An 11,195-nucleotide genomic window follows, 5' to 3' on the forward strand; every position below is an offset into this window, starting at 1 on the left:
AGCGAGTACTTCCGGGGTGCAGCCATGGCCACTGGTCCTCTCATGAGTCCCATCTGACCCGATGTCAACACTCTCCGCATCCCGGGGGAACCTCAATCCGGTTGATGACCGGTACCGGATCCCGGACAGGGGGACCTGATACCAGATGTGGAGACCGCCCGAGGGCGTCTCGACGCGCAAGGTCGCTTCGTCCTGGGAAGGGTCAGGCTGGCCTCGGTACGCGGCGAGCAGGGCCAGAGTGTCGAATCCCGAGGTGAGGCCGGCAAGGTTGACCTGCTTGGGGATGGCGATGCCTGGCAGAAGCCGGTCCCGGTCGGGAACTTCGGCATTGTGCGCGTCGACGTCAAGGACCACGAGTCCTGCAGGGCCGCAGGAGACACCGACCCCGAGAACGGTGTCTGGACCCCACCAGGCCCGTACACGGGAGGTTTCGGTCGTGGCGGCATGGAAGCCGTGGCACCACTTGCCTGCAGCGGTGCATGGACAAGTCTGCGGGGCATGGTCGTGTCCCCTGCAGGCGGGGCAGTTGGCCGCTGGTGTCTTCCGGCCGGCCGCAAGCGGGTGGACAGGCCATCCTTGCAGAGCGCACCACATCGCAACGTCGAAAGGGCTGATGCTCCCCGATGGCATCGATGCACTGCTCTCACCCTGGCGTGACACTCTGAGGTTTCCTTGCTGAGGGACCCAACAGTTGATTCAGACCCTGTGAAGAAAGCCCTGTTCAGAGGGCCTATAACCGTTCGAGAGGGACTGAAGGGACCGAGTTTTCGAATGAAATCCAGAGCCTACCCCAGCGGCGGGGGCCAGCGCTGCCGGTGTATCAGTTCCCCAGTCCCTTCAGTCCCTTCGCCGCCCATTGGGCAAAGGAACCACGGGCCAGCGCCCCAAACGGGGGGATCCGCTAACCCGGGCGTGTCGGGGAGGGCTGGCGCTCCGGACACAGGGACTGGACCGAGGGGCGGATTGAGCTTCGGTCCCTACTCAGTCACTGACAGAAAGGCCCAGGTCAGTGGGGTTGCCTGCTCCAGAGAGGGACTGAAGGGACTCAAAGTCCATAGTTATGAGCTACTCACGACTTACCTAGCCTCTGCTATGCGCGGGCGCATACACACACACGTGATAAGAGGAACTGACGAATTGAGTCCCTTCGGTCCCTTCAGTCCCGTCTGCTCACTCTCAGAGACCCTCTGACCTGCAGCTTTAAGGACGCTCATGTAGAGGGACTGAATCCCGACAGGGACCAGTCCGCGCCGACGACGGACAGGAACTCCCCCCGCTGGGTTGGTCCAGCCATGGAAAGCGTCGAAGCGGCACGCGGCCTTGCGCTACCAGGGCTGGTCGGCTCGGCTACCGGGCAGCGCCCCCCTGGTCACCGCACTTTGCGAGCGTCACGACCGCGCCCAGGCCCTCGCGGGCGCAGCCCGCACCGCACCCTTCCTGGAGGCCACCCCGGATTTGGAGAGCTTGTCGTACTACCCGCACTTATTGGCCTGGGACCTGAGCCGGCTGCCCGCGAAGAAGGCGGTGACCCCGGTAGTCCTGCTGGACACCTTCGAGGACACCGCCGACCGCCACCGCGACCTTGAGCGACTCCTGCAGCGCCTCGTGTGGCTCATGCCCGCAGCCTTCTTCATCCTCGCCGGGCGCAGCCGCCTCCAGTGGGCCGACCCGGCGCTCCAGGGTGAGCTCGACTGGACCGGCCCCAGCGCCTGGCCCGGTCTGGGATCCACCCGGACCGTCCCCGCCGCCCGTACCGGCTTCGCAGGGGTGTCGGCTAGTTCGTCAGACCGTGGGCAGCCCGCTCAATGCCGATGCCATCGGACTACTTCCTGCTGCGTCAGCCGCACGTTCACGGGCGGCGCCCGGTCCGTTGGGCGGCTCACGACCACTTGCTACATCGTGGAACGCAGCATCCCGGCCGTCTTGGCCATGGCGGCCTTCGTCGGCTCGTCGGCGGTTGTCCGGGCGGCTTCCTCCAGCAGCAGGGCTGCTGCCTGGAGGAGACCGACGTGCACCGGCACGGTCTCCAGCCCGGTCAGCGCCGCCATGGCCTGATCGGTGGCGCTCTGCGGGGTATAAGGGTGCTGACGCCGCGGCCGACGGCTCGCTGAGACTGCGCAGGAGTACTCACCAGGTGATTCTCGCTGTTCCAAACGGTGACCTCTGCCGCCAGCGAGGGTCCTCACTGGCGGGCGGCGCTCCGGGTGTCGAGGTGCGGCCTCCGTCGCGGCCCTCCTGGCCAAAGCCGCACCCCGTATAGCCGAACGTACCCCTGCGCCCGGCCGTGTGCGTTCCGGTTTCTCAGCCGACGAGGCCGAGCAAGTTGTCCGGGCCGCAGTAGGGGCAGGCTTCCGTGCCCTCGGCGAGCATCCGGCGGACCTGTTCCCGGTCGGCAGGCTTGCCGCTGCCTATGGTGCAGTCCCCCACGTGCACGCGGTGCACTCTCGGCCCGCCTGCGGTGCGCATCATCTCCACCTTCCACTCCGGCGGCGCCGGCGGTGGCCGCCGGGCTTGGAGCTCGGCGAGCTCGGCCTCGAGTGCGGCGATGGTCTGCTCGGCCTGGCGCTGCTGCCAGGCCAGCCACGCCGCCACGGCCCGCCAGCTCGCCAGCCGCGCCTCCACCTCACCCATGGCGACCACACTCCTCCGGTTCGGTCACCACGAACTTCCCGTCGGCCAGCCGCACCACGACCTGCGGCTCACCGCCCGGCGCGACCTGGGCGGCCTGCCACAGCCGCGTGCGTCCCATCCGGCTGGGGTCCCCGTCCACCCAGTGCGGGTGGGCGCCGATCCGGCAGGAGAGCCGGAACAGCTCGGCTCTCAGCTCTGCCGTGCCCGCGCGGGGCCTGCGGGCGAGCCGGTTGAAGGTCCCGGTCCAGGCTTGCTGGAGGGCGATCAGGTCCTGGGGGAAGCGGTCGGTGGCTCTCGGGCCGCCCGGGTCGGTGCTCACGCCGCGGTCCCCCAGCCACGGTGGCGGGCCTGGCGGCGGAGTTCGGCCCACGCCGTCCGTGAGCGGCCCGGCGCCGCCCAGTAGGGATGGATGTAGAGCTGGCGGGACAGGACGAGCAGGCGCCGCCGGAGCATGGTGGTGCTGGACCCGGTCGGCGCCTGGGCCAGCGCGTCATAGGTGAGAAGCCACGCGGCCTGGAGCGCCACCAGGTCGTCGGGGAAGCGGAACGATTCCATCCACCAAGTGAAACACGTGTTCGAATTACGAGGCGAGACAGGACGCTGGGACGGACCTGCAGTCGGGCGGCGCCGTAATTGGTCCTTGTGCGTTCCTGGCTACTTCAGCGGCACACCCGCCGCCCCCGGACGGCAGTCGCCCCCTCGGCTTCTCACCTGGCGCGCTCTGCCCAGAGCGGTGCGACGCTGGAAATGAGGGGGGCTACGGCGAGGAGGTCTGTGGTGCGTCCGATCTGGTCCGGTGCGATCTCCTTCGGCCTGGTCACCATCCCGATCAAGGTGGTCCCGGCGACCGAGTCGCACGACATCAGCTTCCGGCAGATCCACACCGCCGACGGCGGCCGGATCCGCTACCGCAAGGTGTGCGAGATCGACGGCCAGGAGCTGCGGCAGGACGAGATCGTCCGCGGGTACGAGACCGCGACGGGCACCCTCATCCCCGTCACCGACGAGGACCTCGACGGCCTGCCATTGCCGACGGCGAAGGCCATCGAGATCGTGGGGTTCGTGCCCGCGGCGAGTATCGACCCCATCCAGATCGGCGCCTCCTACTACCTGGCCGCCACCGAGACCGTCGCCGCCAAGCCCTACGAGCTGCTCCGGCAGGCCTTGGAGCGCAGCAGCAAGGTGGCGGTGGCGAAGTTCGCGATGCGCGACCGCGAGCGGCTGGGCCTCCTGCGGGTCAAAGGCCAGGCGATCATGCTGCACGCGATGCGCTGGCCCGACGAGATCCGCTCCTCTTCTCAGGTTCCAGTCCCCGAGGTGGAGGTCTCCGAGGAGGAAGTGGAGGCCGCGGTGCGCCTGACGGACTCCCTCAGCGGTCTCGGCCTGGAGGAGATGCACGACGAGTACCGGGCCGCACTGGAACAGGTCATCGCCGCGAAGACCGGCACCGGCACCCTGCCGACGCCCTCCGAAGAAGCGCCGGCCGCCTCGGCCGAGGTCGTCGACCTCATGGCCATGCTGGAGAAGTCCGTCCAGGACGCGAAGACCTCCCGCCACAACGACCCAGGCACCGTCCATCCGCTCCCCGCAAAGAAGACCGCCGCAAGGGCTTCGGCCGAAAAGAAGCCCGAGGCCAAGAAGACGCCCGCGAAGAAGTCGCCGCGCCGTAGCGCCTGACGGGCCCCGCCTCTGAGCGCGACCGCAGTGCCGAGCGCCCCCCCGGCCTTGTGCCAGGGGCTCACATGCGGCTGGGTCGGGTCAGGGCCGGCGACGCCCCGGCGCTGTTCATCGAGACCTTGCGCGCCATGGCTTGCAAGTCCTAGTCCAGGGCGAAGGCGAACAGCAGGTCACCGCTGGAGACCCACAGGCGGTTGCCTGAGGTGATGGCAGCTTTGAGTGGGGCGCGCGCCCCGACCTCCTGCGGCAGGCGCCACACCTCCTTCCCGTCCGACTCGGCGTACCCGTACAGGCCGGGTCGGCTGCCACCGGTGATCCCGAGCAGGACCAGGCCGTCTTGCGCCGCCAGCACCTGGTGCAGGCCCTTTCCCAGGTCCGGGGTGTGCCACAGCCGCCGGCCGTCGCGCAGCCCGTAGGCCGTCAGCGGCCCGCGACCGGCGGTGAGGTCGACACCGGTCGGAGGGAACTCAGTAGTGAAGAGGGTGTTGCCCCTCGGGCTCAGCTGCTGCCTCGTCTCCGCGTGCCCCTGCCACAGCGGCCTGCCCGTCTCCGCGTCCACGGCCGCGAAGGACCCGTTCGTCAGGCTCTGCTCGAAGAGCACCGTCGCCCCGTCCTCGCTGAGCCGTGCCGTGCCCGCCAGCAACCCGTTCTGCAGCCGGTCCTCCGGCGTCAGGCCGCTGGGAATACTCCACAGTGGGTGCCCGTCGGCCAGTTGCAGGGCGGTCAGCTCAGTGGTGTCGTGCAGCACGGCGAGGACGAGCCGCGCCCCGGGGTTGTCGCCGATGCCCACGATGTCGGAGGGGTGGCGCCACAGTTCTTTCCCGGAGTGAGGGTCGAGGGCGTAGAGCGTACGGCGGTCGTCCGCTCCGGCCTGCCTGCGCGCCACGCAGAGCAGTACCGCGCCCCGCGGATGGACGGCGGTGAGCGGGCTGTCCCGGTCCCAGCGCGGCTTCCCCCCGTCGTCGAGCGCGTACAACTTCCCGGTCCGGGCCGAAGTGACGTACGCCCATCCGTCCTCGCCCGCCTGCACGGTCAGGTCGGTGAGTTCCGGCTGCGCCGGGCCCGGCGGGACGAACCGCCAGCGTTCCTTGCCGCTTTCCAGGTTCCGGGCGTGGACGGCGCCGTCGACTTCGATGACGTACACGGTCCGCCCGTCCGTCACGGAGGCCGCGGAGGCCGCGGGTGCGCTCTGCCACAGGCTTTCGCCCGTGTCCGCGTCGAGGACGGCTGCACCCGCCCCGCTGCTGCCCGACACGAGGAGCCGGCCCCGCGCCGTCTTCACCACGGTGGAGAATCCGTTCGGGAGCGGTTTTCGCCACAGCTGCCTGGGCGGTTGCACGGACGGTTCCTCCCCGGAGTCGGCGAGGTACCAGCTCGAGAGCGCCGCGGCCCCGGCGATCGCACCGACGGCCGCGAGGGCCTGGCGCCGGTCCAGACGCCCTGCCCAACCGCCGGCAGGCAGTGCCGCCCGGACGGTCTCCTCCCGCCGGCGCACCTCCCGGCGTACGGCCTCAGGGAGCCAGCCTGCACCCGGGAGGTCCGGCCCGCCGAACAGCGCCGCCAGGTCCACCACCTTCGGCCGCTTCCACGGCTCCTTCTCCAGGCACGCTTCCAGGGCCGCCCGCAGTCCCTCCGGTACGTCCTCCAGGTCCGGTTCCTCGTGCACGGTGCGGTACAGGACGATGTGCAGTGCGCTGCTCCCGAAGGCTCCGTGGCCCGAAGCCGCGTACAGCAGTGTGGCGCCGAGGGAGAAGACGTCGCCGGCAGCCGTGCAGGTGCGCCCGGATACCTGCTCGGGCGGCATGTAGCCGGCGGTACCGACGACTTGTCCGGTGCCGGTCGGGCCGGCGCCGTCTACGCTGCGGGCGATGCCGAAGTCGATGACACGCGGCCCGTCGTTGGTCAGCAGGATGTTGGACGGTTTCAGATCGCGGTGTACGAGCCCTGCGGCGTGGACGGCGGCGAGGGCCTCGGCCAGGCCGACGGCCAGGCTCCGTACCGTGGCTTCGGGCATCGGCCCATGCGCGGTGATGGCTTCGCTCAGGGTGGGGGCGGGGAGGTAGGCCGTCGCCAGCCAGGGCTGCGCGGCATCCGGGTCGGCGGCGAGCACCGGGGCGGTGTAGGCGCCGCTGACCTTGAGGGCGGCCTCCGTCTCGGCGCGGAACCGCTCGCGGAAGCGCGGGTCCTGGGCGTAGCTCTCCCGGACGACCTTCACCGCTACCGGCCGCCCTGCCCGGGTGGAGGCCAAGTAGACCTTGCCCATGCCGCCGGACCCGAGCAGCCTGACCACACGGTACGGACCGACCCGCACCGGGAGCGGGGTGGCCGCCGAAGGCGGCAGGGGCTCGGCGAACGAGGAGTTGTCGGACGACGAAGCGGATGACGAGGAGGAAGCGGATGAAGCGGAAGCGGGCGGTGGGGCGCTCATCCCGCGTTCGCCCGGTAGGCCCGCACGCGTCCGCCGCCGCTGACGAACACGACGTCGTCCTGTACCCACACGCCCCAGAACGCCTCCGCCAGGCGGGCGGCTTCCCCGATGCCGGAAGGCGACGGCACCGCAGAGCCCGGGGCGGAAACCGGGCCGGAGGACGCCGGGGCGGCTGGCTTGTCGCGCAGCGCCCAGAGCTGCTTGCCGTCGGAGGTCCGCAGCACCAGGCAGCCGGACGAGAATTCCCCGGTGTTCATGCCGAGACCGCTGATCGCTGGGCTGAACAGGACCACGGTGACCTGGGTGGACGCGGCCAGGGTGGGCGAGAACGCAGGAAGGGGAGACAGTGGGACGGGGCTTTCGACGCGCCATCGGATCTTTCCGGTGTGCAGGTCCACGGCGTGCACGTTCCGGAAGTCGTTGACGAGCAGCAGGTCCCCGACGGCAATGGGGGCCGAAGCGCCGGCCATGGGAAGCGCCCAGCGACGCTGCCCGCTCTCAGCGTCGTAGGCGCTCATTCCGGCCTTCTGGTGCATGGCGATCAGAAGGTCACCGACGGCGATGAGCGAAGAGGTGAGGGATCCTCCGCCCGCCTGCATATAAGGGGGGAGCTGACTGTTGGGGTCCGCGGCCACGTCCACGGACCACCGCGGCGTTCCGTCCGCGACGTTCAGCGCGTACAGGGTCAAGCCGGTCTTGGTGCTCTCGGTGTAGTAGAAGCCGCGGCGATCGGCGGCGTACCTGACCCGAGACGTGGAGTTGGGGACCACGGGCTTGCGCCACCGGACGCCTCCACCGCTCAGGTCGATGGCGGTGGCCGTCTCGCTGAGACCGGGACCCGCAGTGGCGTCGGGGGACGGCGCGCCCGGCGTGAGGCCTCCCTTGAAGGTGTCCACCAGGCAGTAGGCCATGTTCTCGTGGGCGGAGAGCAGAGTGACCACGTTGTCGCCCTTCGGCAGACCCAGGGTGGACCGCACGCGGGCGGTGGCCGGGTCCAGCACGATCAAGCTCGTCTGCCCCATGGATTCCAGGGCCGTGCTCATCGAAGTGCCGAGCAGCCCGGCGTCGATGGGGCCGAGGACTCGGGTTCCCCGGGGGAGCGCTCCGGAGGGCTGTTTCAGCTGCATCGCGGTCGCGATGCTCTGGCTCCAGCGGAGCGTGCCGCTCGCGGGATCGAACGCGGCCACCGTGTAGCCGCCGAAGCTGGAGTCCTGCGCCACCAGCGTCCCGCCGGTCGCCCGCACCTGGGGCATTCCGCTCGGCGAGTCGGGGAGCGGCTCGTTCCACAGAGGCGCGGGCGGGTCCGTCAGAACCACGGGGCGCGCGGTCGGGCCGAGAGACGGGGCAGGGCCGGCGTTCTTGCTGCCGCCGTCTCCGGCTTTCCAGGGCCCCCACACGGCTGCGGCCACCCCGCCTCCGGCGAGCGCGGCGGCCGCGAGGCCGCCGAGCAGGACCGTGCGACGGCTGGGAGCGGACCTCTTTCGGCCCCCGTCGGGCACGGCGCGGGGCGGGGGCGGTGCCACCGCCATCAGCTCGGCGTCCCGGGCCCGCTCCGCCAGATCCGCCTGGAGCGCCGGGACCAGTAGATCGTACGGGCGCGCGGGCGCCAGCCCGGCCACCACCGCATCGAGAGGGGGCCTCCGGGAAGGCGTCTTGTCCAGGCACCGCAGCAGGAGCGAGTGCAGGGAGGAGGGGACGGCATGCAAGTCGGGTTCGTCCGTGACGATGCGGTGTAACACCCCGTGATCACCGGGACCGAACGGACCCTCCCCGCAGGCGGCGTAGACCAAAACTCCGGCCAGCGCGAAGACGTCGCTCTCCGGCCCGGCGTCGTGGAACGAGGCGATCTGTTCCGGCGCCATGAAGGCGGGGGAACCGATCACCGTGCCGGTGAGCGTGAGCCGGGTCTCGCCGAGGGCCTTGCTGATACCGAAGTCGATCACGCGCGGGCCGTCGGTGGACAGCAGCACGTTGCCCGGCTTGAAGTCCCGGTGCACCAATCCGGCCGCGTGGATGACCTGAAGAGACTCGGCGAGGGCGGCCCCCAGGGCCCGCACGGCCGGCTCCTGGAAGGTGCCGCAGATCCGCAGCGCCTGATCGAGCGTCGGCCCGGGGACGTACGCGGTGGCCACCCAGGGCCGAGGCCCGTCCGTATCGGCATCCAGCACGGGCACCGTGTACACGCCGCTGACCCGGCGGGCTGCCGCCACTTCCCGCCGGAAACGGCTGCGGAAGGCCGGATCGTCCGCGTACTCCTCCCGCACTTGCTTGACCGCCACCAACCGCCCCGACCCGGTCCGGCAGAGGGAGACCACGCCCATCCCACCACTGCCGAGCGGCCGCATCACCACGTACGGGCCGATGACTGCGGGCAACACGACGGTCGCGTCCTCCGCCCCTAACTCCGGCTCCGAACCAGCCCCTTGCATTCCCATGGCTCCCCCCGCCCGACATCTGCCCGGCTATATCCGGCGAAGGGAGAGACAGTCACCCTCCGCCCGCGGTTCCTCGCGGGCGGAGCCTACAGCGGCACCCCACGACCCGAACCTCATTCCGCCCGATCAGGTGCCCCATGCAGCAATGTCAGCCGGGTCCGTCAGCGGGAGCAGCGCAGCATCGCGATGACGGTGGCGTCGTCGCGGTAGCCGTCGCCGTCTTCCTTGACGGCGGCGACCAAGGCGTCGGCCAGGGCCTGGGGGTCGGCCTCGTGCCGACGGCACAGCGTCTCCATGGTCTGGGCGTCTACCTGGTCCGAGATGCCGTCGGAGACGAGCAGGATGAGCTTGATGTTCTCGGGGATCTCGACCTGGCGGCAGGTTGCCGGGCCGGCCTGGGAGAGGCCGAGGCGGGACCAGTTGTCGTGGTGTTCCGCGATCTCTACCGGGACGCCGCCGTTGCGGCGTAACCAGTTGCCCATGGTGGCGTCAGTGCTCCACTGGACGAGCGCGGTCCCGTCGAATCCGTACGCACGGGCGTCGCCGAGCCAGTGCACCGCGGTGGGCCAGCCCGGTTCCATGCACGCGTACACGGCCGAGGCGTGCGGCGGGGTGTCGTAGGCGTGCGCCATCTGCCCGGCCGTGATCAGTCCGGCCAGCCCGCCCAGGGTCATGCCGATGTGGGTCATCACTGCGGGTGCGACCGAGGAGTACCGGACGACGTTCTCGTGGTGGCCGGCGCCGTCGACCACCGCGGCGCAGACCTTGCTGCCGCGCCGTTGTACGTCGTGGCCGTCCGCGCACGGCGGTTCCGTCCCGGGCCTCTGGGCCACGCCCACCACCACGCTGTCCACTGCGCGCTCAATCATTTCCGTCACATCCGCTCCTTCGTCCCCGGTTCCCGGGCGGGCGACCGCCCGTCCCCATTCCTATGTCTGCTGGGGAACAGGAACGAGCGGAATGTGGCCGCTTCTCACAAAACTGGGTCGGATGGGACTCGTAGGGCGGACGAGTGGCGTCAGCCGACAGGGGTGCTGGGTTCAGACGCAGGTGTCGAGCATCGTGTTCAGCTGCTCGCGCTCAGGTTCCGTGATGGCGAGCCCGTAGGTGTGCTTGATGTGGGTCCAGGCGCGGGAGTAGGTGCACCAGTAGGCGCGGGACGGGGGGCTCCACTGGTCCGGGCTCTGGTCGCCCTTCGACCGGTTCGACGCCGCGGAGACCGCGAGGAGCTGCGGGCCCTGGAGGTCGTTGGCGAAGGCCTTCCGCTTGGGGGTGTCCCAGAGGTCGGCGCCGGAGCGCCAGGCGTTGGCGAGGGGGACGATGTGGTCGATGTCGACCTGGCTCGCGGCCGTCAGCACCTTGTCGTCGTACGCGCTGACCCACGTCCCCGACACAGCCCGACACTCGTCGTCGCGCACGACGTCCTGCCCGTCGCGGGCCAGGACGACCTCGCGGGTGTCACACCGCTCGCCCTGCTGCGCCCAGTGCGGAAACTTCGCCCGGCTGTAGCCGGCCATCGAATGGGGGGCTTCCACCGTCAGCGCGGCCAGCTCGGTCCGGGCGACCGCAGCGGGCGGCGCCTCCGGCAGATCCCGCCGCACCACAACCGTCTCCGCGGCGGAGGACGGGGCGGCGATGGGCTGGTGGTCGGTAGCACCCGAGGCGGGGGTGGTGGTGAACAGGGGCAGCGCGGCGAGGGCTAGCGCGGGCAGACCGCGCATCATCAGGGTCTTGATCACACGGACGGTCTAGCGCCCCCGGCCCGGTTCGGATATGGCCCTGGACGTCAACTCACTCGGCTGGGTGCACGAGTTCACTGGGGAAACGATCCGCCCGGCCGGTGCTGACGTGCGCTTGGGCGCGCTGCGCGCCTGGGGCGGGGGTCCAGTTCGTCACTTTGGCGGTGGGCGCCGCGTGCCGAGGATGCGTGGAGCCTGCAACGCTCCGTTGCTGAAGATCGACCAGTGTTGCAGCGCAACACTCTGGCAACGATCAACAGCGCTCGGCTCTCGACCAGCATGGAT

At 70.4% G+C, this 11,195-nt stretch carries 10 protein-coding genes; 1 reads left to right on the top strand and 9 read right to left on the bottom strand.

Features of this window, described 5'->3' with window-relative positions:
• The 5 genes from ACIBEA_RS43540 to ACIBEA_RS43560 form a co-directional block, all read right to left on the bottom strand.
• A partial coding sequence (locus ACIBEA_RS43540; protein ID WP_399269958.1) for a bifunctional DNA primase/polymerase occupies positions 1 to 630 on the bottom strand: 630 nt, incomplete at its 3' end.
• 1,262 nt (positions 631 to 1,892) lie between these two features.
• On the bottom strand, positions 1,893 to 2,048 hold the full coding sequence (locus ACIBEA_RS43545) for a hypothetical protein (RefSeq protein ID WP_399269944.1): 156 nt from the start codon (positions 2,046 to 2,048) through the stop codon (positions 1,893 to 1,895).
• Positions 2,049 to 2,301: 253 nt separating this feature from the next.
• Positions 2,302 to 2,631 (bottom strand): DUF6233 domain-containing protein, encoded by a 330-nt coding sequence (locus ACIBEA_RS43550; protein WP_399269946.1) that lies wholly within the window; start codon positions 2,629 to 2,631, stop codon positions 2,302 to 2,304.
• Positions 2,624 to 2,950: a hypothetical protein gene (locus tag ACIBEA_RS43555; RefSeq protein WP_399269948.1), complete on the bottom strand. Its 327-nt coding sequence runs from the start codon at positions 2,948 to 2,950 to the stop codon at positions 2,624 to 2,626. Before ACIBEA_RS43555 ends, ACIBEA_RS43550 begins: the two co-directional genes overlap by 8 nt.
• Positions 2,947 to 3,186 carry a hypothetical protein gene (locus tag ACIBEA_RS43560; RefSeq protein ID WP_399269950.1) on the bottom strand — a complete coding sequence of 80 codons (240 nt, stop codon included), beginning with the start codon at positions 3,184 to 3,186 and terminating at the stop codon, positions 2,947 to 2,949. The genes ACIBEA_RS43555 and ACIBEA_RS43560 overlap by 4 nt, the downstream gene beginning before the upstream one ends.
• A 222-nt stretch (positions 3,187 to 3,408) precedes the next feature.
• Between ACIBEA_RS43560 and ACIBEA_RS43565 the strand changes: the two genes are divergently transcribed.
• The gene (locus ACIBEA_RS43565; protein ID WP_399269952.1) at positions 3,409 to 4,308 is read left to right on the top strand and encodes a Ku protein; all 900 of its coding nucleotides are present in this window, start codon (positions 3,409 to 3,411) and stop codon (positions 4,306 to 4,308) included.
• A gap of 142 nt (positions 4,309 to 4,450) precedes the next feature.
• Here the strand turns inward: ACIBEA_RS43565 and ACIBEA_RS43570 are convergent, their stop codons facing one another.
• From ACIBEA_RS43570 to ACIBEA_RS43585, 4 genes are all read right to left on the bottom strand, one after another.
• A complete protein-coding gene (locus tag ACIBEA_RS43570) occupies positions 4,451 to 6,619 on the bottom strand; it encodes a PQQ-binding-like beta-propeller repeat protein (protein ID WP_399269954.1) in 2,169 nt (722 codons plus the stop codon).
• A gap of 113 nt (positions 6,620 to 6,732) precedes the next feature.
• Positions 6,733 to 9,114 carry a protein kinase gene (locus ACIBEA_RS43575; protein WP_399269956.1) on the bottom strand — a complete coding sequence of 794 codons (2,382 nt, stop codon included), beginning with the start codon at positions 9,112 to 9,114 and terminating at the stop codon, positions 6,733 to 6,735.
• 218 nt (positions 9,115 to 9,332) lie between these two features.
• Positions 9,333 to 10,040 carry a SpoIIE family protein phosphatase gene (locus ACIBEA_RS43580; RefSeq protein ID WP_399269960.1) on the bottom strand — a complete coding sequence of 236 codons (708 nt, stop codon included), beginning with the start codon at positions 10,038 to 10,040 and terminating at the stop codon, positions 9,333 to 9,335.
• Positions 10,041 to 10,211: 171 nt separating this feature from the next.
• Positions 10,212 to 10,892, bottom strand: coding sequence for an HNH endonuclease family protein (locus ACIBEA_RS43585; protein ID WP_399269962.1), 681 nt, complete (start codon positions 10,890 to 10,892; stop codon positions 10,212 to 10,214).
• Positions 10,893 to 11,195: the final 303 nt, after the last annotated feature.

Source organism: Streptomyces sp. NPDC051555 (assembly GCF_044454405.1).
GTDB lineage: Bacteria > Actinomycetota > Actinomycetes > Streptomycetales > Streptomycetaceae > Streptomyces.